35 protein-coding genes are annotated in these 24523 nt (G+C 38.6%); 1 reads left to right on the top strand and 34 read right to left on the bottom strand.

The window, feature by feature from the left end; translation table 11 throughout:
- Positions 1 to 8 precede the first annotated feature (8 nt).
- The 14 genes from DW000_RS00915 to DW000_RS00850 all read right to left on the bottom strand — a co-directional run bounded on the left by DW000_RS00915 (position 9) and on the right by DW000_RS00850 (position 13710).
- Positions 9 to 1520, bottom strand: a complete 1512-nt coding sequence (locus DW000_RS00915) for a hypothetical protein (protein ID WP_120054714.1) — start codon at positions 1518 to 1520, stop codon at positions 9 to 11.
- A gap of 4 nt (positions 1521 to 1524) precedes the next feature.
- A complete protein-coding gene (locus DW000_RS00910; protein ID WP_120054713.1) occupies positions 1525 to 3135 on the bottom strand; it encodes a Hint domain-containing protein in 1611 nt (536 codons plus the stop codon).
- A gap of 11 nt (positions 3136 to 3146) precedes the next feature.
- Positions 3147 to 3563, bottom strand: a complete 417-nt coding sequence (locus DW000_RS00905) for a hypothetical protein (protein WP_120054712.1) — start codon at positions 3561 to 3563, stop codon at positions 3147 to 3149.
- Between the two features lie 2 nt (positions 3564 to 3565).
- The gene (locus tag DW000_RS00900) at positions 3566 to 4042 is read right to left on the bottom strand and encodes a hypothetical protein (protein ID WP_120054711.1); all 477 of its coding nucleotides are present in this window, start codon (positions 4040 to 4042) and stop codon (positions 3566 to 3568) included.
- On the bottom strand, positions 4042 to 5286 hold the full coding sequence (locus DW000_RS00895; RefSeq protein WP_120054710.1) for a hypothetical protein: 1245 nt from the start codon (positions 5284 to 5286) through the stop codon (positions 4042 to 4044). Before DW000_RS00895 ends, DW000_RS00900 begins: the two co-directional genes overlap by 1 nt.
- 2 nt (positions 5287 to 5288) lie before the next feature.
- A complete protein-coding gene (locus DW000_RS00890) occupies positions 5289 to 6707 on the bottom strand; it encodes a hypothetical protein (RefSeq protein ID WP_120054709.1) in 1419 nt (472 codons plus the stop codon).
- Entirely contained in the window at positions 6707 to 7180 is a 474-nt protein-coding gene (locus tag DW000_RS00885; RefSeq protein ID WP_120054708.1) for a hypothetical protein, read from the bottom strand. The genes DW000_RS00890 and DW000_RS00885 overlap by 1 nt, the downstream gene beginning before the upstream one ends.
- Positions 7149 to 7700: a hypothetical protein gene (locus DW000_RS00880; RefSeq protein ID WP_120054707.1), complete on the bottom strand. Its 552-nt coding sequence runs from the start codon at positions 7698 to 7700 to the stop codon at positions 7149 to 7151. The genes DW000_RS00885 and DW000_RS00880 overlap by 32 nt, the downstream gene beginning before the upstream one ends.
- A gap of 53 nt (positions 7701 to 7753) precedes the next feature.
- On the bottom strand, positions 7754 to 8737 hold the full coding sequence (locus DW000_RS00875) for a N4-gp56 family major capsid protein (protein WP_120054706.1): 984 nt from the start codon (positions 8735 to 8737) through the stop codon (positions 7754 to 7756).
- Positions 8738 to 8747: 10 nt separating this feature from the next.
- Complete coding sequence (locus DW000_RS00870) at positions 8748 to 9656, bottom strand: hypothetical protein (protein WP_120054705.1); 909 nt, start codon at positions 9654 to 9656, stop codon at positions 8748 to 8750.
- Between the two features lie 173 nt (positions 9657 to 9829).
- Positions 9830 to 11806 (bottom strand): hypothetical protein, encoded by a 1977-nt coding sequence (locus DW000_RS00865; RefSeq protein WP_120054704.1) that lies wholly within the window; start codon positions 11804 to 11806, stop codon positions 9830 to 9832.
- Positions 11806 to 12006: a hypothetical protein gene (locus tag DW000_RS00860; RefSeq protein WP_120054703.1), complete on the bottom strand. Its 201-nt coding sequence runs from the start codon at positions 12004 to 12006 to the stop codon at positions 11806 to 11808. Before DW000_RS00860 ends, DW000_RS00865 begins: the two co-directional genes overlap by 1 nt.
- Positions 11994 to 13346 carry a phage terminase large subunit gene (locus tag DW000_RS00855; protein WP_120054702.1) on the bottom strand — a complete coding sequence of 451 codons (1353 nt, stop codon included), beginning with the start codon at positions 13344 to 13346 and terminating at the stop codon, positions 11994 to 11996. The genes DW000_RS00860 and DW000_RS00855 overlap by 13 nt, the downstream gene beginning before the upstream one ends.
- Positions 13339 to 13710 carry a hypothetical protein gene (locus DW000_RS00850; RefSeq protein WP_207798781.1) on the bottom strand — a complete coding sequence of 124 codons (372 nt, stop codon included), beginning with the start codon at positions 13708 to 13710 and terminating at the stop codon, positions 13339 to 13341. The genes DW000_RS00855 and DW000_RS00850 overlap by 8 nt, the downstream gene beginning before the upstream one ends.
- A gap of 550 nt (positions 13711 to 14260) precedes the next feature.
- Between DW000_RS00850 and DW000_RS00845 the strand changes: the two genes are divergently transcribed.
- On the top strand, positions 14261 to 14578 hold the full coding sequence (locus DW000_RS00845; protein WP_120054701.1) for a hypothetical protein: 318 nt from the start codon (positions 14261 to 14263) through the stop codon (positions 14576 to 14578).
- Positions 14579 to 15027: 449 nt separating this feature from the next.
- On the opposite strand, the gene DW000_RS00840 is transcribed toward DW000_RS00845, so the two are convergent.
- The 20 genes from DW000_RS00840 to DW000_RS00745 all read right to left on the bottom strand — a co-directional run bounded on the left by DW000_RS00840 (position 15028) and on the right by DW000_RS00745 (position 24290).
- Positions 15028 to 15546 carry a hypothetical protein gene (locus tag DW000_RS00840; protein ID WP_120054700.1) on the bottom strand — a complete coding sequence of 173 codons (519 nt, stop codon included), beginning with the start codon at positions 15544 to 15546 and terminating at the stop codon, positions 15028 to 15030.
- A 3-nt stretch (positions 15547 to 15549) separates the two neighbouring features.
- Positions 15550 to 15984 (bottom strand): hypothetical protein, encoded by a 435-nt coding sequence (locus DW000_RS00835; protein ID WP_120054699.1) that lies wholly within the window; start codon positions 15982 to 15984, stop codon positions 15550 to 15552.
- Positions 15977 to 16240: a hypothetical protein gene (locus DW000_RS00830; RefSeq protein ID WP_120054698.1), complete on the bottom strand. Its 264-nt coding sequence runs from the start codon at positions 16238 to 16240 to the stop codon at positions 15977 to 15979. Before DW000_RS00830 ends, DW000_RS00835 begins: the two co-directional genes overlap by 8 nt.
- Before the next feature lie 92 nt (positions 16241 to 16332).
- Entirely contained in the window at positions 16333 to 16809 is a 477-nt protein-coding gene (dut, locus tag DW000_RS00825; RefSeq protein ID WP_120054697.1) for a dUTP diphosphatase, read from the bottom strand.
- A gap of 11 nt (positions 16810 to 16820) precedes the next feature.
- Positions 16821 to 17222, bottom strand: a complete 402-nt coding sequence (locus tag DW000_RS00820; RefSeq protein WP_120054696.1) for a RusA family crossover junction endodeoxyribonuclease — start codon at positions 17220 to 17222, stop codon at positions 16821 to 16823.
- The gene (locus tag DW000_RS00815) at positions 17209 to 17625 is read right to left on the bottom strand and encodes a hypothetical protein (RefSeq protein ID WP_120054695.1); all 417 of its coding nucleotides are present in this window, start codon (positions 17623 to 17625) and stop codon (positions 17209 to 17211) included. The genes DW000_RS00820 and DW000_RS00815 overlap by 14 nt, the downstream gene beginning before the upstream one ends.
- Entirely contained in the window at positions 17615 to 17905 is a 291-nt protein-coding gene (locus tag DW000_RS00810) for a hypothetical protein (protein WP_120054694.1), read from the bottom strand. Before DW000_RS00810 ends, DW000_RS00815 begins: the two co-directional genes overlap by 11 nt.
- Positions 17906 to 18050: 145 nt before the next feature.
- Positions 18051 to 18416: a hypothetical protein gene (locus DW000_RS00805; protein ID WP_120054693.1), complete on the bottom strand. Its 366-nt coding sequence runs from the start codon at positions 18414 to 18416 to the stop codon at positions 18051 to 18053.
- 3 nt (positions 18417 to 18419) lie between these two features.
- Entirely contained in the window at positions 18420 to 19175 is a 756-nt protein-coding gene (locus tag DW000_RS00800; RefSeq protein WP_120054692.1) for a DNA methyltransferase, read from the bottom strand.
- 7 nt (positions 19176 to 19182) lie between these two features.
- A complete protein-coding gene (locus DW000_RS00795) occupies positions 19183 to 19386 on the bottom strand; it encodes a hypothetical protein (RefSeq protein WP_120054691.1) in 204 nt (67 codons plus the stop codon).
- Between the two features lie 13 nt (positions 19387 to 19399).
- Positions 19400 to 19789: a single-stranded DNA-binding protein gene (gene ssb / locus DW000_RS00790; protein ID WP_120054690.1), complete on the bottom strand. Its 390-nt coding sequence runs from the start codon at positions 19787 to 19789 to the stop codon at positions 19400 to 19402.
- A gap of 9 nt (positions 19790 to 19798) precedes the next feature.
- Positions 19799 to 19987: a hypothetical protein gene (locus DW000_RS00785; RefSeq protein WP_120054689.1), complete on the bottom strand. Its 189-nt coding sequence runs from the start codon at positions 19985 to 19987 to the stop codon at positions 19799 to 19801.
- A gap of 11 nt (positions 19988 to 19998) precedes the next feature.
- On the bottom strand, positions 19999 to 20217 hold the full coding sequence (locus DW000_RS00780) for a hypothetical protein (protein ID WP_120054688.1): 219 nt from the start codon (positions 20215 to 20217) through the stop codon (positions 19999 to 20001).
- Positions 20218 to 20904 carry a hypothetical protein gene (locus DW000_RS00775; protein ID WP_120054687.1) on the bottom strand — a complete coding sequence of 229 codons (687 nt, stop codon included), beginning with the start codon at positions 20902 to 20904 and terminating at the stop codon, positions 20218 to 20220. It abuts the gene before it with no gap.
- On the bottom strand, positions 20843 to 21661 hold the full coding sequence (locus DW000_RS00770) for a phage replisome organizer N-terminal domain-containing protein (protein WP_120054686.1): 819 nt from the start codon (positions 21659 to 21661) through the stop codon (positions 20843 to 20845). The genes DW000_RS00775 and DW000_RS00770 overlap by 62 nt, the downstream gene beginning before the upstream one ends.
- Positions 21662 to 21664: 3 nt before the next feature.
- On the bottom strand, positions 21665 to 21844 hold the full coding sequence (locus tag DW000_RS00765) for a hypothetical protein (protein WP_120054685.1): 180 nt from the start codon (positions 21842 to 21844) through the stop codon (positions 21665 to 21667).
- An 18-nt stretch (positions 21845 to 21862) separates the two neighbouring features.
- Positions 21863 to 22027 (bottom strand): hypothetical protein, encoded by a 165-nt coding sequence (locus DW000_RS09785; protein ID WP_165850967.1) that lies wholly within the window; start codon positions 22025 to 22027, stop codon positions 21863 to 21865.
- A gap of 243 nt (positions 22028 to 22270) precedes the next feature.
- Positions 22271 to 22825: a hypothetical protein gene (locus DW000_RS00755; RefSeq protein WP_133300040.1), complete on the bottom strand. Its 555-nt coding sequence runs from the start codon at positions 22823 to 22825 to the stop codon at positions 22271 to 22273.
- On the bottom strand, positions 22822 to 23385 hold the full coding sequence (locus DW000_RS00750) for an ERF family protein (RefSeq protein ID WP_165850965.1): 564 nt from the start codon (positions 23383 to 23385) through the stop codon (positions 22822 to 22824). Before DW000_RS00750 ends, DW000_RS00755 begins: the two co-directional genes overlap by 4 nt.
- Entirely contained in the window at positions 23385 to 24290 is a 906-nt protein-coding gene (locus DW000_RS00745) for a DUF1351 domain-containing protein (protein ID WP_120054681.1), read from the bottom strand. The genes DW000_RS00750 and DW000_RS00745 overlap by 1 nt, the downstream gene beginning before the upstream one ends.
- Positions 24291 to 24523 lie beyond the last annotated feature (233 nt).

Here is a 24523-nt window from a genome sequence, read left to right as displayed (position 1 = left end):
CTTTATTCTTAATAAGACTTTAACCACGATTTATAATTTCCATAACCGGCCGCATCAAGTTCCGCTGCTATCTGATCATCACTCCAGCCTTGCGCTGATAGTTCGTTCATTCGCTTGGAAACCGCCGCTTGTTCCTCAGCTGAATAGGTAGGTTGCCGTTTTACTGTAGGCGTTCCACCACCGCCAGCCGTTGGCGTACCGTTTAACGCACCTTGTAATTTACCATAATAAGGACTTTCGGTTTCGTCCTTATCTGGATTAGCTTTCACCCATGCCGTATGTTGTGCGGATAGCGTACGCAATACTTGTGCATTATATCCACTTGTGCCTGTTTGTGTTGCGGTAGGTGGTTTTACGTGAGTACCTACATATTTCATTGTGCCGTCTGTGCCAACAATATATGTTTTACCGTCCGGCATTACTTTAATATTCTTAGCACCAAAGTTACCGATGTTCTTCATTTGACCGTCCGGAGTCATTACGAATACTTGGCCATTAGCAAATTGTTTAGCTTCAACTTTGCCATAACCGCCCATATCTTGAATAGTACCGTCGCCCATGTTGTACCGTACAATATGGCCGTTTTGAGCGGATGCGAATTTATAATCCGGTTTATCAAGAGCCGCAATAGAATTCAAGTTATTCATATCAATCGTATTAGCACCGATTTTTCCGGCTAGATAGTTATATCTAGCAACTGCCGGCGCCAATCCTTTAACACGTTTCGTGTTATAGGTATCTACAACCGGGTTGCCGTCTTTATCTTGCGTAAATACAAGATTGTTTAAGATTTGTTGTCGCATTGGTTCAAGCACTTTTTCTTGATACTCGTTGACTTGTTGCGTGTACATAGTATTTACGTCATTTTGGTATTGATCATTCGCAAGGCTTTGCGCCGTCTTGAAATCAAAACCAGCTTTGACAAGGGCGAGTGTATTCGCCCCTAGTCTTTTACGTGCTTCACTTGTTACAGTCGCTTTGTCTGGTATGGAATATTGGCCCGGCGCTTTATCCTCGTTGGCATTACCACTTTCTACCAATTTGGGCGCCCCACGAAAAGGGTTATTTGCCCTTTGTTGCATCATTTCTTGATACGTTTGCGGTACACCATTACCAATACCAGTATTATTTAGGTTTTCAAAGTTCCATAACCCTGTATTTTGTTGTGGTGGTTGAACTGGTGCAACCGGTGCATCTGTGTTAGCTTGCATCGGTTGTGCTGGTGCGGCTGGATTTTGACCGCCCCATAATCCTTGATTATTCGCCACCGCTTGCGCACCAAAGGAGTTATTACGCATCGCATTATTGATAAATTGTCCAGCGTTAAATTGCCCTTGTGTTGGCATTTGGCTTGCCATTTGTTGTGCCGGTGTCGCCTGTTCTCCGCCGTTTAGCATATCTTGGTATCCATGCGCCATGCGGTTATTCTGAATTTGCCCTAAACGGTACCCACCGTATCGACCAGCCAACTCGCCGATACTTTCCCAAGGGTTATAATCTTGTAAATAAATAACGCCCATTGTGTTATTCCTCTACTTTCTCCGATTTCTTACCTTTAGTTTTCTTTGTTGTTTTTTCGTCTGTTACTTCGTCAGTATCTTCCGAATTTTCATCTGTCGGATCGTTTGTTTCGTCTGTTTCTTCACCGGTTCCCTTGTCTTCTTTTTTGCCGGTGTTTTCAGATAGTTTCTTTGCATCTGCAATCGCTTTCAATTCTGCTTCATTAATGCCTTCCGCCATAATACCGTTAGCATAGAAGAGATTATCACCAGTGCATTGCAATTCAAATACTTGTTCAGTATTGCCAGTTGGTTCGCATACCGTAACAGGTTGATAGCCATGAACTGTCATGATTGGTTCACCGATTTCTAGTGCTTCAACCAATTTTAACCCGTTAGGAGTTAATACCTTTTCCGTTGCCGTCGTTCTAACTTGGCAATCAATCGTTTCAAGGCGATGTGTTTCCTTTTCGCCCATATCATGTAATTTGATTACATCATTAACGGTATCTAAAGAAATAACATTATCACCATTTACAAAGCTTTCAATAACTTTGCCGCCTTCTGGTGTTGAAATTTGCGTACCCGCTACGAAACAAAAACCTTTCATAAGACCTCCAAAGAAACCGCCAGAACCTTGCTTAACCATTGTTTGTGCTGGTTGTGCAAGTCCATAGCGTAATGTCATATATCTGTTTAATAAATCTTCTTGATCCGCGTTATTCAACTGACTCATAGAATAATAGTCCTTAGCCGGTTGAATAGCTGCACTTTGTGTTGTTGCGCCTGTATTAATAGGGTTTTGCGCTAACCCTTCGCGTTGGCCTACTAAACCCGCTGCGGTGCCGGCGTTATTCATTTGATTTGTGTATCCTTGATTTAACAAGTTAGCTTGATTTACGATGCCGTTTTGTTGGTTGTTATAGGTGTTACCCCAAAGGCCCATTTTTGCACCGATACCACTCAAACTATTGTTAAATGCTTGCGAATTAAGCGCCGCTGCTTGGTTTAAATCATTTGCATATTGTGCCGCAAGTGTATTTGATGCGTTCTTGCTAATATCGTTCAATGCATTATCTGTGATTGAAGAATTAACAATACCGCGACTTGCTAAGCCAGAAACCGCATTACCTACCGTAGCCTGTAAATCATTATTTAACACTTGTCGTCTAGCATCTGCATAAGCCGTAGGAAGTTGACCATTGGTAATACTATCCATTGCGTTTTGATTTTTGAGTAATGCACCGTTATATTCATTCGCTAGTTGCCCCGCTCCATTGTTCATAGCATCAACGCTGGCCCCTAACTGATTTGCATAACGTGTGTTATCCGTTAAGTTCTTGGCGCCGGCCGTTGACACTTGATTTTGCAATGCTGCTAGTGCATTTTGGTTGTCTTTGTTAGTCCCCAAATATGCATTGTACATTTGCTGATATTGCGGACTAACTACATTATTTAAGGCTCTATCGCCCATACCTTGCAAGGTATTAGCGCTTTGATTGGTTCTATTTATCCAATCCATTTGGCCTTGTAATAGTTGCTTTTCTTCGGGGCTGGTCTGTGGTAGGTTAGCACCTATGCTTTGTACCTTCGATTTTTTGCCGCCACCGAATAATTGCAAGTCAAAAGTGAACATGCTTTTCCTTTCTACAAAGTAGCTTCAAGGTGTTTACGCACCGTTTTCAAAACTTTGTAATCAAACCCATTATAGGAATAGTCCATAGTTGGAACACGTTCCATGTTCCACTTTTTAATAAAACCGCGCACGCTGCGGTGTGTTGCCGTTACAATTACATCAAGATCATTCAACTTCATTACTTCAACAATGTATTTACCTATTACCTTCATATCACCGTATGTTTGCCAGATAGTAAAATATCGTTCGCCTTCATGTTCGTTGATAGTCCAGAATAGAAAACCAGCATTAGGGAACCATTTAAAGTAGTAATTATATTTATCTTTGTAATTGTTGTTTTCATCGAAATAAAAACCACTTAGACTGACTCTTTCGCCTGTGCGCCGCTCATAATCTTTTATCATATGTTCAAGGCTATCAAGCTGCATTGTTATTCCCCTATTCGTTCAATTATTACTTTATTCCAATTATTACCGGCTACGACGTAGTTATTAAATGAACCACTTATTGAACATTCTAAACGCTTGTTATTAGTAGAACCCGGAAAACTGATTGATACGGTTCTATTCCCGCTATCATTAACATTGATATTCCAGCTTCTTTTATTGCTGCCGTCAAGCGTTATACTATACTGACCTTTAGGGAAAAACAAAGTTGTACTGTATGCGCTTGTATCACTTGCACGGCGTTCCCAATAGTACCGCGTAAATTCTACCGCATCATACTGGATAGAATACGTCCGCCCGTTTATTTCGATTTTTAACGGTGTTGCATCGGTTCCATATCGTGCGTAGTAATCAACGCCGTTATATGTTACTGGTACCGATTTACCATTTGCTACGGATTTATTTGTGTTAAGTCCGAAACGGTATGTTTGGCCGTTCTTTTCTAGTACTAGATTAGGCATTATTCTACCCTCAATTTAGCGCCATTTGGGAATAAAAGGTTATTATTCTCGTCAAATGTGGCAATCCTTTGCCATGCACCCATAGTATTGCTATTAGTATCAAATCGTATGTATGCGCCGTCACTATTTACAAAATATAGTTGCGCTCCTAGTACTCGTTGGTCGCCGTCAAATGTCCACGGAAAAGCAACCCCCATGCCCCAACGTTGTTTACCCCATACTGTATAGCCGTTTACCTCACCAACTAACATGCCGGAGTACCCAACACGAGTATTAGACATTTTATTAAAATCAAGCGGATCATTTGTAATCCCCGGAACTTTTAAAGTTCCTGTCATGGTATCGCCGGACTTTTTAACACATGCTTCTGCATTTTTTGCCGTATCTGCACTTGCTGCGTGTTTGGCTTCATCTGCATTAGTTGCATGTTTAGCTTCGTTTACCGTATCTGTTTTCTTGTAATAGATATTTTCCAAATCTTTGATTGTTTGAGAAATTGCTTTTAAGGTTGTTGTTGGATTAGTGGTGAATGTATCATCACCAGCTATTTTTTTAATCGTGTCAGCTAACGCATTAAGTATTTCAGTTAATGCATAGTCTTTACCGTCTACCGTACGTTTACCAATTACGGCATCCGTTGCGGTATTAACATTTGGATCATAATACTTGATAGACTTGACACGTGTTGCATCGGTAACGGCAATCGCTACCACTACACGTAACGTGTTTTTCCAATAAGTGCCGGTATACACATACATTTTTTCGCTTGTCGTATTATAGTACATCTTATCTGTTGCCGCTTCTGGTGCATTGGGTTGGCGTAATGGTTCAAGCGTTGTACTGCCATAGGTAAGACCACCAGATGCGGAGCGTTCCACATATAAATAGGATGTACTATTAGCTGGCAAACTCCATGCACTTTGTTTTCTGTTGATAGTGGCTATATAATCAACTGCGCCGAAATCGTTAAATCCGTCAGCGAATGATAATAGAACAGGTGTTTGACTACCGTCAATCATTACACTTAAATTATCCCCAGTTAAAAAGGAAAATTCGCCGTTGCTTACCTTGCCACTTAACAACCGATTACGTAGACCACCGCCACCACCAGAACTACCACCACCGGCTTTTAGTTCCATATTTTGTGCGACGTTCAATATTTCATTTCGGTTTTTCTGTATACTTTCCGGTACTGTATCACCCTGTGGCGTAATATCCAAAGGGTATTTTTCTTTATAAGCCATATTTAAACTTCCTCATATGTATAATCTAACTGGCGTAAGGAAATTGCGCCCTTTTGAACATTGATTTTGAATTGTACATTACGATTTGCACCGCCACCAATTTTATAAGCCTTAGTATATTCATTAACATTCATCAATGCTTTATAATCGTAGGTCTTAAAGTTCGCATAGTAGGTTTTAACTGCTTTGCTAGCGAATTCAATCGGTTTAGGTTTCTTATTAGAAATGCCAATCGTGCCGTATCCGGGTATTAGGTTATGCGTAACAAAGTTATAGTTCATAATTAGTATGAATTGCCTTGTTGCGAGCCTATTACCACTTACTATAGATGTCTGAATTTGTACGCTATCATCAGTATCTATGGTTTCGTCAAGAATACCAATCTTATTGCCATAGGCAATGTATACTTCTTTATCTACGCTCACCGCATCATTGATGTTGTGTGTGAATTTTCTTGATGTAAACACACCTCGACCGTCCTCATACCGTGGCAAATAATGATAAATGAATATCGTATCGCCGTTATACGGCTTAATCCATATTTGCTTACGACTGGATATGTGCCATACATCACAATCTTTTGTAATGTACTTCAATAGATATGAGTTGATATTCAATCCGGTTTCAAAAGGCTGAATTTCTGCATAGGTATTGGTAGGCATAAAAGACATAAACCCTTGATTACCTAAATAATAACTGCGATCATCAACACTCACTGTTGCGCCGCTACAATACCCAGTAGAGGATAACGGATATACAGTTAAATTCCGTGCATCTGGCGTGCCAACAACTTGATACACACGCCCATATTCCTTATATACGATAATCGCACGTGATAAGAAATCAACTGCAATGATGCTGCCTTGGTCTTTATAGCCAACGTCCACATATTGCGCACTAGATGCATCGTTATTGTTGTGAGTCCATGCATTGTAGTCGCCTACTGCCGACCAGTTCAACCGATGCGAATGAGTCGATGCAATCAGTACACGCCCAGAATGGCTGGATACTATATCGCATACAGGACTTTCAATAGTGGCTAATTTACCAGCACCGGAGATAACTTGTAATTTATCACCACTAGCAATGAGAATATCACCGCCAAATGCATGATACTTTGGCTCTTCTGTGCCGTTTAACGTGCCTAGTAATGTATTAGTATTGAAATCAGTAGAATATAGATTTCTACCACTAGAAAAATACCATTTGTTACGATAGACATCATAATATAGCGTTTCTACCGGTAATCCGAAATCATACAACACACGAACACCCGGAACAGTACGCAAGGCATTATCAGTCCTATCGAATTCGCATTGCCTAGCCTGTGTTAAGGCTTGAACGTCGATATTCTCCGGCGGGTTGCTCCAATCAAGGCCCAATCTAAAACCATTTGTCATGGCTACTTGTTTAACGCCCATTATGTTATACCCCGTGCCACCTTAATTTGTTCTGTGATGTAGTCAATGAAAGTCTTATCATAGGCAGCATAATCAGTCATGAGTGATTTTTTCTTCACCATGAAAGATACTAATTGCACTAGATAACTATGAAAGAATTCGGAAAACGGAATAGTGTCATCTAAATCATCAATGTGATTTTTACGTACGCTATAAAACACTTGATTAACCGTTTCACCGTCATAGGTTTCAAATGTGCCGTTTATGATGCGGATAGGATAGCCAGTTTTAGGAACGAACCCCATGAAATCGGAAGGAACCGCCCTTTTATCCGGTATATCCATATTCTTAACAACTTCACGGTCTTTGATGCTCACTAGAATAGTCGTTAGCCAGTCAATCGCTGCGTTAATGTACTGGATATATTCTAGTTGTTCGTCAAGGATTTCATTTGACTCTACATTAACGAGAGTAATCAATTCTCTTACCACCATAATTCCAGTATCCTTCCGCAATTACACTATCATTGTTACCTAACCCATTATTAATCGATTGCAACGCACTAATCATATTTGCCGATATTCCGGAAATATCAAGGTTCATCACTCTATATACGATATAGTCAACTAATAATGTTTCTAGTTCTGCCGGTAGTCCGCTATCATCTTCAAGCATCTTATAGCCAGCAGTCTTTATATAATCAACGGTGATTTTTTGCTCATGATCTGCATCAAATACCACCGTTTGTAAATTCAATACTTGATACCCTTGCACGTCCGCATCATCTGCCTTGACATTCAATATGCTGATGCATTGAAACGGTAATACAATTCGTCCGCGCCCTTTGCCTTCGAAAGTACCCCTTGCAAGGCTTGGGCAATATTGGCCTATCAGGGCATTTAATAAGTGATTACCTTCGTTGTAATACTCCAATAAATAATACGGAGTATATTGTTCTTGCGAGGTATCGCCTATTTGCATGAACGCCCTATTGATTATGTATTTTACGTTCATATTCACCCCATATAAGAATAAAGGCGGGTGTTACCCCGCCTAGACCTTTGAAATTATGCTTCTACTACGCCGCCAGTCATAACATTGATTACGCCGTAATCTTTGTCGTTGAATTTGGATTTTTCAATCGCGCCATAGAAAGCAATACCATTACCTTCTACGTTGCCGTAGTCGTCCACTTGTTTGATGTGTTTGGCTGGGCGAGATACCGCAAAGCATGCCGCTTGTTTACCAAGCAATAAGTTATGGCAAACATTAGCGTTAGATGCGCCTGTTTTGTCGTTCAATACGCGTTCGTATTCGTACAAAATAACGCCGTCATATTCGCCTAATGCACCTGTGAAGATAGGGTTTTTAGAACCACGAATATTAGCGTTTTGTTGTGCTGCGAGCCATTTAGCATCATCTTTCAAATCACGAGCCGCCCACGTAGATACCAACATGATGTATTTGTCCATACCATCCACTTTGATTGGGGCAACTTTAGGCCCGTGCATTTTCGCTTTACGTTTCGCACGAGAGATAAGCGTAGTTGTTAGCTTATCATTTGCCGTGATAGATGCTTGTGTACCAGCAGCGGAAGCATACAATGTTTCACCAGCGGTAGGAGATGCGGAAAGCTTAGCGATTAACTTGTTATCTTGCCAATCAGCTAACCATTGTTTTAACGCACCTTTGATTTCTTTTAACATGTCATATTGTGTTTTTTGGTCGTCCGCTTCAAAGCGAGATACCGCATTACGTACTAATTGAGTTTGTACGGTGAAGTCATAGATGTTCAATGTTTCTTCGTTGCCTGTTAAAGTCGCACGGTTACCTTCAACACCTGCACCGCTTAAATTCATCATCAATCCGAACGTTACCGCATCGCCTTTTACGCCTTCTAAGTCTTTGTTTTTATGCACCACGTTAGATCCGTCAAGTGCGGTGAACTTATCGAAGAAAGACTCTTTTAAGCCTTCATGCCACACTTTTTTAGTCCAAATCTTAGGGACTAACGCCGCTGGAATAGTTACTTGATTTTTTTGATCTGCCATATTTTACCCCTTATAATTCGTCTAAATAATCGCGTATTTCTTTAGGCAATGCATCTAAATTGCCTGTGTCATACGCTTTCAAAATATCTTCTTCCGTTACCTTGTTAGGTGTAGGAACGCCACCATTTAACGCACCAGCCTTTGGCAATGTCGCCGCTACTTCTAGTGGGTTGTTTGGTACTTCGGTACTTGTTGCCAATTCATTTTGTACTTCTTTAACAAACTTCCTAATTGTTTCAAAATCGGATTCCGTACCTTCGCCCTGATCAACGCGATAAAAGGCATCGTTAATTGGCTGCGCATCACGCATTGTCATTCCGTTTAACTTATCCAAACCACGCTGATATAATTCACCAAAATTTGGTAACGATTTAATTTCATTTACGAAATTTAAGTTTGTTTGTCGTTGTTGATGTACTGCGATTTGCTGATTAGTAATTGCGTATTCTGCATTGGCTTCAAAACGAATGAAAGCGTTATACTTTTCAGCATCTTCAAACATCAAACTTTCTAAATCTTCCGCCGTCATATTAAAGCGTTTCAATGCTTCACGGCGTACAAAGTCGCGAATATTTGATACTTCCTCTTGCGGTAATTCAATAGGCTTTTGTTGCGCTTCAAATTGTCTAGCACGTTCTTCCGCCGCTTTACGTCTTGCGCGTTCCTGTGCAAGTGCCGCTTTTAAGTTCTGATCGTTCGCATGATTTTCTTTTTCCGTTTCACCTTCGTTAGTTTCTGGCGCTTCCGGTTCTACTTCCGCATCATTCGCATCACTTTCCGGTGTTTCAGTAGAGGGAACATCGTTCACACCTTCCTGTGTATTCGTTTCTTCGGTTGTTTCTTCCAGTTCTACGCCCGCGTTTTCTAAATCTTCCGGAGTGAAACCAGCTTCTTCGATGTTTACTAATTCGTCTTTCATATCAAATACCCCTTATGCCTTTTAACGTCATTGCCGGACGAATATAAGAATATGGCAGTTTAACGCCGTTGCCGGGCGAATATATACGTGCAAGTAGTTTAACGCCATTGCTTAGGGCGAAATACAAAAACGCCCCATATAGGAGCGTTTTATTATTGTGTTGATAGTTTATATTACATGCCGCCTAAATCGTTCATAGGTGGCAAAATTGGCGGTGCATTTTGCATGTTCTGCTGTTTACCTTTCAAGGCTAACCGTTCCGCCATGATTTGCTCTGGTGAAATCTGTATCCCTAATGTTTGTAGGTACATGCTCAATGCTTCCGCTGGCATATCATCTAGGCTACCGCTAACACGCAATTCTGGTAAAGCTGGCTTTTCTGCTGCTTCTTGCATGCGTTTCTTAACCGTTTCTTTTTCCGGAAAGTCCATAAAATCAAGAATGATATCCATAGGAATATCAACGCCGCTTTTCTTGGCTTCCAATAATTGATAAAGGTTAGCACGTCTTGCCGTTGCGCTTGCTTGGCTTGTAGTGATTACAATATCAAAATCAAAGGCGGATAGATCATATAAAACTTGTTTAATCGGGTTACCTTCCGCATCACGTTGCGGCTGCCCTAATGCATCGGTTAATACCTGTTCTTGCATAGGTTGATTTAAACCCGGTGCAATCTGTACAAATTCTTTTTGACCGTCATCGCCCATAATGCGCATTGCTTTGGCTTCATTATAGAATTGCGGAATTAAACCCGGTGCATTTTTCTCTCCCCATAACAATTTAACAATTTGGCGTTCTGCTTCTTTTGACTGTTCAAAGATGCCAGCCGTTTGAACGGTTGTTACTGATTGTCTTAAATCAATAGCCTTGCCACTCATGGCCCCTACGCTACCGCTTAAACTTTCTGGAGTAATACCGCTTATAGAATAGAAATCATTGCTTGATTGCTGTTCAAGGCTAATATTGATATTGCTATCCATTGCCGGTGTTCCGTCTGTGAATGATACGCCCGGCGGCAAATATATATTCGCGCCAGGTTTCGTGCTATTTTTATTAATATCACGTTTAAGTTGTTCCGTGAATTGACCTTGCCAGAATTTCACGCCTAATGATTGTTGATTAACAACGTGCATGCGTTGGCTTCGGTTTTTGTTTAATTCCCTTTGTGCATCTTTGATATCACGCACTACGCCGGCTGGTTCTAGTTCATCATCTATCAGTTCGCCGGTATAGTAACAATATTCACGCACTAATGGGAATTTACCATGCTTATATGGGCTTTCGCCTTCTTCAAGTAGTACATCATCGGCAAATGTCGCATATCTGATTTTAGTATCCGGAATGCTAGTAGGCTTTTTGCCAGCAGCCAACAATACAACAAATAACGGGTTATCTTCATCGATTAACCCCTCTTTTGTCATGTATACGTTCTTTTTGCCGTATTCCTTATACCAGTACTGCACTACACGGATTTTATTGTAATTGTTGTTGTACCATAACGCCTCACCGTCTACCGTTTCAACTATGCCGGCTTCCTGTTCGGTATCATCGTATTTATGCTTTAACGCATCAATTTCGTTAATCTTATCCGGATATACTTGTTTTAGTTTAGCGGAACTTTCCCAACTATAACGGCCAACATATTGCGCATCGCTTAAATCGTCTTTCTTACATTCCGGATCTATAAACGCATCAAACGGAGATACACGTTCAATTTGAATTGTGCCGTCTAACTTCGTATAGTCGAACTCATAAGATACCCAGTAATTGGCTAACCCGCAAATAATCTTATCGCGGAAACATTTACCCTTATTACGTTGATAGTTCGCACGGTCTAAACAGTATTTTGTAATACCTTTAGCAACCCGGCTTATTCTATCATCTTCTTCGGAACGTGGTAAAAAGTCCGGTTCTGTTTCGTTCTGCGATGCATAACCGCACAAGAGATTAATAACCGGTCTAATTCTATTAATCGTGATTGCTGGCCGTCCAGCTTCACGCATCTTTTTCATGTCGGCATCTTGCCATTGCTTGCCTTGCATAAATGCAAAATCTTCGGCAGCGGCCTTGCGCCATTCTGACGTGGCGGCCAATGCACTTTTTACATTTTGCTTTGCTTCATATATATCAAAAGTTTGTTCTATGTTCATTATTCCACCATTTCAGAACCATAAATCATATCGTACATTTGCTCTAGTTGCCATTGTGGCATTGCTTTTGCGAATTCCGCTAGTTGTGCATCTGTATATTTAGCCGGAATAATAACGCCCTTTTCTTCGCGTTCGCCGTATTCCGATTTAAGAACCTTAAAGGCGTAATCACGCAACGCCCTTTCACTCATACGCCCCATGCGCTTATATCTCCTTCGCTATCATCAACATATTTATAACCGTCATTAAATGGCTTTTCTGGTTTAACTGATTTAACAGGCCGCGCCATACACATATAACGCACTGCATCATACGCATGATCTTCTTGCTTGGTATCTACATCTTCAACCTTGATTTTGTCATACGTTAAAGATGGCAACGTTCGTATTAAGTGTACGCAATTACTAAATATCTTTAACTTGCCTTCCTTCAAGCGTTGATGTACTTGCATAAGTCCGGCTAGTCTATCATTATCAGCACGCACCCAATACACGCCTTCCGTTGCGAATATTTCCGCAATCGTTGGGCCGTCATGCCCTGTACGTTGCCAAATTGCGGGGTCTGCTACTCCTTGATAGTCTTTCAAGTGTTCTATCTTTTGCGCTACTTCCCGCGCCGTTTCTTGCGTTCCTGTATCCGGCATGCCAGGCTTGCAGCCGTAATATTCGCCAGTAATATATAACACATCGTCATAATCAACCGCGTAGGAATATACTGCATATGGTTTCGTGTAGCCCCAGTCCATTGAACGATATCGTTGCCAATGATGCGGTATTTCAAATGGTTCTATAACGTGCTTTTCTGTTCTGAATTCTGTAAATACTTGACCTTCGAATATATTCCAGTCACCTTCCAAATATGCTTTACGTAGTTTTTCGGGTAGCGTGTTAAGTGCATCTATATAATTCTGTGATAGATGCGGATTATCGCTTGCCCTTGCTTGGATATATGCAATCTTATCGGCGAATGGTTGCATTTCCTTTGTAAAGTTTCTATCAATAAACAAATCCTTAACCCACATATGGCCTTTTCCGCCCGGGTTAGTTGCTGCAATTAACTTTGTATCACTTATACCAGTCCAGCGGAGCCGCATACGCAAGAAATCGAACACATCGCGACTATTCAAGGTTAATTCATCAATAGCGATAGCAGCGAATTCGCTTGATAAGTATTTACTTGGGTTATCCAGATTTCTAAAACAGATAACGCCGCCACCTAATTCATTATTTAATGTGAATTCATGGTTACTTTCTTTATAGCTTCCTAACCATTCCGGAAACTCCATTTTGATTTTGGATATTTGACGATCATCTAAACTCGGGTAATCTTCACAAAACAACCCTACGCGTATGCCTTTAATTCCTGTTTGAATGAACCAGTCGATTAAAAGCCATACTAAACCCCAGCGTAATATATACGATTTACCACCACCAGCAGCGCCGCCATATAGCGTATATATATTTTGCTTTACCGCACGCAAGAATTCTTTCTGTTTAGGCGTTGGCCGTATTACATCGCGAAACAGATTTGTTTTACTCATCTGTATCACTCAATTCATCATTATCAATAACCAACTTAACAGCGCTTTCCGTTGTAATTTCCTGTTGTATCTTATCGCGCCATTCTTTAGACTTGCGATTTTTAAGCCAGAATATAATGGCGGTAGTGTTTCCTTTTAGCGCTTCTTTATAAAGTGCATTTTCAACTTGTAAATCTGCTTCATCTTTTCCTATTTTTAGGGCGTTCGATATTTCCGGAGATTTCTTACGCCATTCCCATAAGGTAGAAACTGCAATGCCCATATTAGATGCAATCTGTTCATTTGTTAGGCCGTTACGCGCCCAACCTTTTAGCAGTAAAATCTTTTCTTCTGCTTCCCAGTCCGTATATGTTGTTTTTGCCATTGTTTCACCCCCTTATTTCAGAATGTTATTATCTTTTGCTTTCATGCGCCCGTGTGATCGCGCACATATGCCGGCTACTTGCTTGGCTGCGTGTTGGCTAGTGCAATATGTTTGGCATAACCCGTCATAATATATTTCGCTGGCCGTGCATTGGCCCTTCTTATTGTTAAGGCATTTCGACTTTGTACATATGATATTCACTAGCTTTTCACCACCTTCACAAAACTTTTTTGAAAAATTTTTAATTTCCCTATTGACTACTTGCGAAAACGCAAGTATAATGAAGCCATAAGATACATCGAAAAACGCAATTAAGCAAAAAGGAGAAATTAAAATGCTAACACTTAAAGACTTAAACACAACTCAAACATGGAACTTTGAAAACAAAACAGATGCTTCCGATTTCATTAGTACAATGAGTTTCGGTTTTGAATGGCAACTAATCGACAATAACACAAACGAAATTATTGCTTGCCACATTTACGAATAACAAATAAAGGCGGTAGATAACCACTACCGCCAACTATTTAAACCAAAGGAGAATACAACAATGCAAATGACTATTCAAGAAATTAAAAACGCGATCAGATATAACGAACTAAGCAATATTGAAACATTACAAGCCGCATATACTGGTATCAAATACAATAATGACGGCATAATTCAAACACTAGGATATGATGATTTAAGCAACATTATTATGATGCTTCGTTATATCGCCGAAAAGTGCGAACTACTCCGCCAACACACCAACTCTATATACGATGCATTCGCCGCTTTTAATCTACGTGAAACAATATTCGATACTATAGATGAGTACCAACAAGAAATGAATAATCAAATACGCCAAATGTTAGCCGCTAGATAATAGCGGCTTTTTTAATTACTCAAAACAGAACACGCCACAACTTAATGTGATCTGACATCAAAACAATTTGGGTTAATTTGGTCTAAAACCTTTACATAATAAATGCAGCATGTTCAGTTTTCAATAATTAAATGTTGCTTTTATACAAGAAATGGGATATATCGCCGTGGATATACCCCATTTTATTTTGGTTTTATTAAGTTTGTTTGTGTGTTCTATACAAACGCTGACAATCTATGAAATCGTACAAGTAGTTATTTTATTAGGTAAGTACATATTTAACAAGGATCGTATCTCAAATGGCATGTGTTCGTTGAAGGAATTTAACGCCAGCGCCTGTATACAACACGCAAGGGGAACGGCCCAATGTTCCCCGTTGTGTTGCATGTTTATCGGGAGAATTAGTCAATGTCCTCAAAAGCTACATATGACACTATAATTATACTATATTATGCTTTTCCGTATGTTTCCGATGTAGTCCGATGTAGTCCGACTTTCACCGTTTTAGCGGTATGCATGCTCGGGTAATATGTGTGGTGCAAATAATACCCTACCTTGATGAGTCCAGCCGTCTTTAGTTCGCTAGCTTGCGACTTTTCTAAATCTGTAAAGTATCTAGCATGTTTAGCGCTTTTACCGTCAACATATTCACGCATCAATAGTATATTTTCCTTTCCTTTGGTGCATGTGTTGATAATATCTGCTGCGGTTTCCCGCTCATCAATCAACACCCCTATTTCCTTTTGTACTGCATCACGCTTACTTTCAAGGCGTATAATTTGTTGCTCCAGTCCGCCCGGCGTTCCGCCACCTGTTAGGCGTTCCTTTGAGTAGTCAACGGCGCCTATAGTTGTAATATCGCTTTGCAAATGTTTTAAATCCTCTTTTAATGAGTTAATTTTCATTGTGATTAATTTAATAGGTTCTAAATATTCTTTTGCTAATTCCCTGTATTCTTTATCCGTCATACATTATTCCTCTGCTAATTCCGCATACCCCCAAACAACAGGTCTATCAGATATTACATTACTCCAAGATGTCTTCCCATCACGCCACGTATACACTTTTCCATCTTTATATTCGGCAAAATATCTACACTTCCACACTTCTTCAATACTATTCCTTACAAAAATCGGTGTATCAACTGGTACTTCCGACCAATTAACAATACCTAATTCTTCTGCAATGTTTAACACTTCATTCCGCTCTATTTTTGGCATTATTTTGCTTATGTTATTAATACACTTTACATGACCACCACTATTTATATCTAATATACCATCATTCATAACTGGTCTTTTTGTTGTTACAAATGCAGTATCACCGATATTCTTAACATAATATTTCCAGCCATCATCATATAGCTTTTGAAGTAACCATTCTCTACCTTGTTTATCACTAATCATCTTCTTCTACCTCGCTATAATCCTTTTCAAATTCATTTGCCTCGTAAACTCTAAATTTACCTTTATTATTTTTAACAATGTAATCACTTTTACAACATTCGATTATTTCATTATTTGTTGTAATTTCTAATGATGCCCCCTCATACCAATCAATACCAATTACATTATCAACAAAATCGACAATTTCCATAGCGTTAGTGCCGTTGTATTGTATAGCTTGAATTTCACTAACCTTTTTCACATATCTTTTAGACACTTTCTATCCACTCTCCCTTTTCCTCATTAATATAATTCACCTCTTATAATAGGGCGGATATTTAACCGCCCACCTTTCTTTATTTAAAACAACTATTTACCAGTACTACCAATACCACCAGAACCGCGCGCCGTTTCTGTTAGTTCATCAACTTCTAACAACTTTAATGCGCCAACCGGTACAAGGATACCTTGCAATAATCTATCACCTTTTTTAATTAGATACGCATTATCGCTGGTATTTTTAAATATGCCTTTAATTTCCCCGCGGTAATCTGCATCAATCACGCCGAACGAATTCGGAATAACTAACGGCGTTTTACTCATGCTCGATCTTGGGGCGAGCATTAACATATACCCCTTTGGAATTTCCAATGCTAGACCTAGCGTTACATATTGTGTTTGATGCGGCTCGATAACTACACTTTCCGGTTGGTAAAAATCCATTCCGGCAGCATCTGCACTACCCATTTTCGGTAACAACGCACTATGCATAAATCGCTTAACCTTAATTATGTTTTCTTCTTCACGACCAAATGCAAACTTCTTTAGCTTACAGATAAAACCCATTTAGCATCCCCCTATTTTAAAAGTTGTCCCAATACGGCATTTCGTCTATCCATAATGCGAACTTCTGCCCGTGGGTTTTCTTTGTCAATACCAGCTATGCAGCTTTCACCGTACGAACATATCCATTTATCATCGTCAATCACACCAGCTTTTGTTAATATATCGCTAGTTGCTTGTAACAACCCGATTAAGTCCGGCCAACTTCTTTTATTAGGAAGATAATACCTACATTCAACAACTACGATGCCAGATATATGCAATTTCTTTCCGGCCAGTTGCCATAAACAAGACTCTTCGTAGTTTATATAGGTTTCTGACGGTATTATAATAGGCTTCCCGCTTTTAGATATAATACGCCCGCTATTTTTTTTGGTTGCTGGGCGACCTTTCAAAGTAATATCAATCACGCTCATTTTCCGCTAACTCCACGTATCTTTGTTCTACCATTCTCATTTCTTCATAGTTCCAACTTGTTCGGCCGTCGCTATAAAAATAAACATAACCATTTTCATACTTTGCAAAATAACGTTTCAATATTTCACATGTTGCTTTTATAAGTATAGGTGTATCAACTGGAACTCTTTCCCATTCCACAATACCCAATAGGCTGGCAATGGAATATTCCTTTTTACCGGCTCCCAACCCAAGCACCTTACACGGAATACGTGGAGTATGCTCCCGCACTTTAAAATGTCCACCATTTTCGATAAAAGTAGGGTTTATGAAATAGGCGTATACACCTATAATCTTAATATCACGATACCCCTCATCGTACATTTCTTGTAATAACCATTTTGCCCCTTGTTCATTCGTCATAATTCAATTCCTCTTTTGTTAATAAGTGCTTAATCTGTTCCCTAACATGATACAAATATGTTTCCATTGTTCCGTTAAAATGTTGCATGTTCATTTTTGAAATTACTTGCCGTAACCGCCCCGGCTTTCTGCCATTTTTAACATTGTATTCAAGCATAATACAATAAGAGTTCGCCGTTACTTTTGGTTTTAAAATTCTATTTCCAATAACAATGGTTAAAGCACTTGCAAATTGTTCATGTGTATATGTTAAATCATTTGCTTTTAAAAGTTTCTTCATTTGCCACACCCTTTATTTTGATATTCAAACGCTATTTCCGTTTTCGGAGCATTAATCATAACAATAATGCTATGATGTGCGGGCGATTTTGTATGCTCGCCCGTTTCACTTATAAATTTAATGCGCTTAGTTGGTACGTATACACTTATATTAGTTTCGCTAAACAATTTATGCCTTTGTACCCCCCCAGTGTATCTATGGGTAATATCAGTACACACGGGCGCCCCGTTTCGATACATCTCGCTATAATTTCATCTTTATTGCTATACGGTGGGTTAGTGATTAAATAATCAAATTCATATTCTTTGGTTAAAAAATCACTAATGCCGTATATAGCTAATGGATCATAATTGCGCGTAACAATTTTTGTAAAATTGCTTTTATCTGTATCAAACGGCAATAAGATTTTATCGCCAACTTTCGGCGGGAATACATTAAGCATCATTTGAACTGTTTCTATAGGTGTATACCATTCATCACTTTTGCAACCTTTTATTAATGCTTTTTTCAAGATTTACCTCTCTACATATTGCTCACATTGTTTTAAGATGTCTTTTACTAACTCCAACGGAATATTTGACCTTGTGTTATATCGATTACCATTACTTTTTAAGTCTGCCCATTGTAAATTAGGCTTTATATTGTCATTTAATAACTTTAAATCGATATTACTACCAAATTTCGTTGGTTTCTTAACTGGATAATCATAATTGTTGTAATAGGTTAGGTTTTCATAAGGAACATCGAACCCTATCACATTTGCTATATATTCCCATATCCGCCCATATGCTGGGTTTTCAATCACAAATACTTTAGGTTGATATCTCTCAATGATTTTTAGTGTGTTATAGATACACATCTCACCATTGATACGTGTTAGAAATGACTTATCATATTTAAATTGATAGTTTTCATAGTCAGCTTGATTTCTGATTGTGAATTTACTTCCTTGTTCATATTCACCAAATAGGTTTATAGTCATATCCTTTTCTTGCTTCCAACACGCATTACCACCTTTCATCGCACTTGCTACGCTCCAGCTTTCACAAGGTGGACTAGCTAGAATAACATCAGGTCTATCTAGCTTGTCCAACTGTCCCCATAGTGCGTTGGGTTTATGTAATGTATTAACTGCAAGGTCTTGGTTTATGCACGCATTACCAATACCTATTGATGTGATCGTGTGTTGCCCCCCCATATTCACGTTGTATTCATCTACCGCTTGACGATAGCAGCCGTTGCCATCATCAAATAGCCCCCATATATGCATATGTTATTTACCTTTTCAACTCTGTACATTCAATAATGCAATTTGCAGGCGATACGGAAATAAATCTTTTTCGTTCATCAGTAAAAGTAATCACTGTTTCGTTGCCTATTTGCACATTTCGTATAGCACGTTCAAATGCTTTTTTATCTTCAAAAGTTTCAGTTTCATATGTGCCTGTTCCACAATTCATAACAATTGTTAATTCAACCATGTTTTTTCACCTCTTAGAATGGAATGTTTTCGTTTTGATTTGTGTTTTCAAAACTATCAAAATTACTTGGTGCGTTATCATCGTTTAACAATGATGTTCCTACAAAGCCAGCTACCACTTCGGTTACATATCGCTTTTGACCATCTTGTGTTTCATAAGAACGTGTTTGAAGTCTACCCTCAACGAACGCTCTATTGCCTTTACGCAAGTTGCCTACACTTTCACCTAACTTCCCCCAAGCCACACAGTTGACGAAAGCAGTTTGTTCTTTCGTTTCATTTGTTGTGGAGTCAATATAGGTGTTAGTTGCTGCTACTGTGAATGTGGCCACCGCTCGACCACTTTGGGTATAACGCACTTCTGGATCACGTGCTAAATTACCTAAAATTTGTACTGTGTTCATTTATCCTCCTTATTTACCAATCAACTTTCTTTCGATGTACATCTTCCCTTTGTAGGCTCTAAGCATTTCACGAATGTTATCAAATGTTTTGCAATCAGCTTGCATAATCATAGTCATTTGCTTATTCGCCTCCTCAACAGTTTCTACTGTTAAAGGTATTTCAATGGTTATCACCATCTTATGTTTTCGACTAATCAACCTACACCTCCTTAGTAATAATGCATTTTGTTTAAAGATGCCTCACACTCATCAATGTACACATCGTAGTCTTTATGAATATGGCAATCGACTGTTGCCTCATTCCGCATAATTTCAAGTAGGTTATCAAGCTTTACCCTTGCTTGTTCTTCGCTGGTTGCTAGTACTGTAAAACTAACATTGAACGATACATTGCAACTCACTTCAAATTCCTTTGGCTTTTGTTTCATCTATCCCCCTATTGCCTGTTTTAATAACTCTTTACCTTTATCAGATATTTTGCTTTTGTTGATTATTTCTGCTACCTCTACTGGTTCTTTGGCCACTTCTACCAAATTACCTGTGGTAGTCATTTCTATTTTCTTTTGACCAGCAGCAATCAACGCACGTTCACGTTCTGCTTTCTTTCTTGCTTGCAACAATACATGATTTTCTTTTATCGCATTTGCTACTTTTTTGCTGCGTTGCTCTCGTTCTGCCAGTTGTTCATAGCAACGAACGAATTGTGATCTACAACTAGGCTCGTTATAGTCATCACCCATTCTTGGGTTAAAGGATGACCAAATTGTTTTAGCTGCTTGCAAAGTTATCCCATCTAAATGTTCTAACCCATGCTCGTAGCTATATGTACTAACGCATCGCCTAACCTTTTCCCATGCATCCTGTGCAGTTGGGATTTCTTCATATGCGTTTACATAGTTACTTATTTCTTCACAAGCGGATAATATCTCACCTACAGAGGGATAAAACTTGATTTTATTAATTCGCACAAGGTTAATCACCGCTTGCTTTAACGTAACAGGGTTTATATCAGATAAGAACAGTACATACGCTCTCACGTTTTCCTCTGACAATTTAGAATTTGGTATCGTTGATTGTAACAACAGAATTACTTCCATTACATCCGCTTTCGCCATATTCCACCTCGCTCTCATTCATAACCTTGTAAATCGCATCTAATGTTTGTTCTGTATTTGTTTTCTTTTGTTGATTTGTTGTTTTTGTATAACTATTTTTTTCCCAAGTTCGAACTGCTGCTTGCCAGTTCTTCATTGAGTTTTTGCCAACTTTCCAGCCATTACTTTCGTAATAGTCATAAAAATGTTGTGCATCTACTTTATTACCTCGTTCAATACAGTATTGTTTGATTTCAGATAGAGTAGGTTTTTCAAAGCGCTTGCGTTTTGTTGTAGTGCTTTTTGCACTACTATCTATCTCTAACTCTTTCTCTTTCTCTAACTCTATCTCTATCTCTCCGTAACCACTTTGTAACATTGGTGTAACATTGTTACGCTCCAACTTATCTTTTTTAGCTCTACACTTACGCATTCTGCTAGCCGCAGCTGTTTCACACCCTGTACTATCTTTTGTATCTGGTAGATAGTATTCTTCGTCAGAACACATTTCGAGTAGTCCACTTTTAAGTAGGTACTGTATTGTTATTTGTACATTCTCTTCCTTTTCATCAAGATCTAATGCGAGTTCTGATGCAAAATCATCTTCAAGTCCGTCAAAGTAAAGTTTTCCATCACTCATGATTGAACGTAATAACATTTTGAGATAGATAATTGTATAAGTATCACCACCTGCAATCTTTCTCAATCGTTTGATTTCTTTTCTTTGGAAGAAGTCTTTGTGCAACTTCAACCAAAAGTATCGTTTTGGTTCGCTCATATGCTAACCATTAATTTTACCAACGCTGGCATATTTAACATTTGGTTGCGTTTGATTAATTACATCTAATACATCCTTTAGTTCTGTAATTTCTTTTGCATTTACTTTGTATTCACCTTGTGTTTCTTCTAATTTCTCAATGCGTTTCTTCACATATAGTTCAACAACATCAATTCTTTTCATACTAATCTAACCTCTTTCCTAAAAATCAACATCAATAACTGCGAGTTCCTTTGTTTTATCTTGTCCGTTTTTGGCAATCAAAACTTCGATTTTCGAAAAAACATTATCATAGTTATCAACAATAACGACTTCATTGTTTTCATTAACTCGTTTTAATTTATTAATTAAGTCTTTAACTAACATAAATCTCTATTCCTCTCTTCTAACTTACGTTGTGTTTCCTTTGCAAATACTCCGTGTGCTAAGTTCTCATGGCAATATCTGCATAAACACGCTAAGTTGTTTAGTTCGCTTGTACCACCTCTACCCCTAGGCAATATGTGGTGTACCTCTGTAGCAGGTGCACCACATATTACACAACACGGATAACCATCTATACTATCTCGTTCAATAGCTTGTGGTCTTGTAATTTTGTAGAGTTTATCATCAAGCCTTTTTCTTTTGTTCATTCCCCCACTCCCTAACTAGCGATTGAATGTAATCGCTATCATCAAGTTTTATTCCAAGTTGGTTGTACTCATCGACTAAGCAATCAATAAGCCGTTGCATTTCTTCAACTGTATATACTGATGATCCGTGGTAACATTTAACGTTATGGAAACCATCAAGATTTTGACATTTACCAACATCCGCCGCTATCCAACCAGTTCCGCCTGACTGCCACACTTGAATGTATCTATCAACCGCATCTTCACGAATAGGAACATATGTAAACGCTCCACTATCTAATATTGCTTTTCTATACACATCATCTTTTGATGTGTAAGAATGTTTGCTTAAAACATTTGCAATCTTTTGGCATATAAGCCACATATAATTATTTGCGGTTAGACTACGTTGTTTACGTTTTTCTTTTATCTCAACATCGTATTCTTTATCAGGTTTTATCTTCGATAAATCGTTATCGTGAGGTGCTGGTATCACCAGCATTACACCCATAGGACTTCTTAGTAATTCAATTCCTTTAGCAGTTAACTTCATAATGACATTAACCAAGATTTAACTTGTTTTAATTCTGTTAGGTCTAAAAGTTTTGAGGATGATTTGTTGAAAGTTGTTTTTATGTAAGATGCTACTGTTTCGTTTGGAATACCTTTTACTTTTACAATTTCAGTTACTTCATGTAGTATTTGTTTTGTTAATTCCGTTTCATTATTACTTTGTGCATCGTCATCTTCATCCCAAGCCACACCTAAAATAGAGGATAAGGAATATCTTCGTGCATACGTTACAACGCTGCCAACACCTTGAGGGTCTTTTTTCATTAGCGGTAATGTGAAAGGGTCGCTTTCCAACCATTCACCGCTTTCATGTAACAACATAGTAGTTACAGATACTACATCAGCACCTGTAAAAGGTACTTGCAAAAAAGATAATCCATTATTTGCTAATACAGGTCTAACTGCCTGTAGTAAACTGTCTAGCGTTACATACTTTGATTTTAGAAATGCATTTTCTTTTGTTCTGTTTGGATCAGATACTTCTGATTGAAATTTTGCTAATGCTTTAGCTATTTCTGTTATAGTTTCACTTCTATTCATTAAATTTCGCTCCATTCAACACCTAATCGAATTAATGTATCGTTAATTGCTTTACGTTGTCTTGTATTAATATTCTTTACGACATAAGTTACTGTTTTTACTTCCTCTATGATTTCCTCTGGCACTTGTGATTGTTCTGTGAATACTGGTTCCGTTTGTTGAGGTTCTTTCGCTTTCATTTCAATTTCAAGTCGCTTTTCAAATTCATTGGAAAGTACATTATCCAATTCACCAAACGGAATATTATCAACACGATGTTTAATTTCTTCGTATTGGATAGGTGTATCTAGTGCGTAGTTTTGATTAAATAAATCAATTTTCATCTTAATCATTTCTACTTTTTCAGCCTGCATACGCTTTAGATCATCATCGTTTTGTTGTTGTTCTAAAACACCTTTAACCATTTCATCAATGGCTAGTGCAACATCTGACATTTTGGCGGTTTTGTTTTCCCACCATTTGTGATTAGGTACAATTCTTATTTTGTATTCGTCTCTAATTCCCAATGCTTTTACCTTGTCATTCATCATGGCGATGACTGTGTCCCTACGTTTCAACATTTCTTGTTGTTCAAATTCATTGATTTGATTTGCGATAGGATTTTCAACTCTACTTACAACTGCAAGCACTTGTTCTAGTTCTGCGGTGAATGTATTATACGGAATTTTTAATTCACGTTTTTTGTCAGTACCAAATCGTGTTAACTTAGTACGGATAGAAACAATCTCTTTCAGTACAGATTTCATTTCTTTTAGGTTATCTTCCGTAACAACTAACCCATTGTATTTTTCTAGTTTCTCTTCAAGGTACTTCGCAAGTTCTGCGTTATTCCAAGTTAAAGTTAAATTGCTATCAATAACTTGTGGTTCGATAGCTGGTTGTACAATTACATCAACTGTTTCCATATGTTTTGTTTCTCCTTATATTTGTGTTAAAATACAAGTAGAGTAAATCACTCTACACGCACGCTTGCTTTCCTACGGCCTAGCGTGCTTTTTTTATTTCTCTTACCCAAAAGTTACTCAATATTAGCAGTGCGAACCCTAGGGCAACTTGAAGGAATGCGGTATAGAAATCAATTCTATCGATTTCTACTGAACCTATTGTTCCAGCTACCATCAAAAAGGCCACTACTCTT

It is taken from the genome of Veillonella sp. AF36-20BH (assembly GCF_003602765.1).
In the GTDB taxonomy this organism is placed as follows: Bacteria; Bacillota; Negativicutes; order Veillonellales; family Veillonellaceae; genus Veillonella; species Veillonella hominis.
The sequence above is the reverse complement of the archived record's forward strand: the minus strand, read 5'-3'. Positions and strand labels throughout refer to the sequence as shown.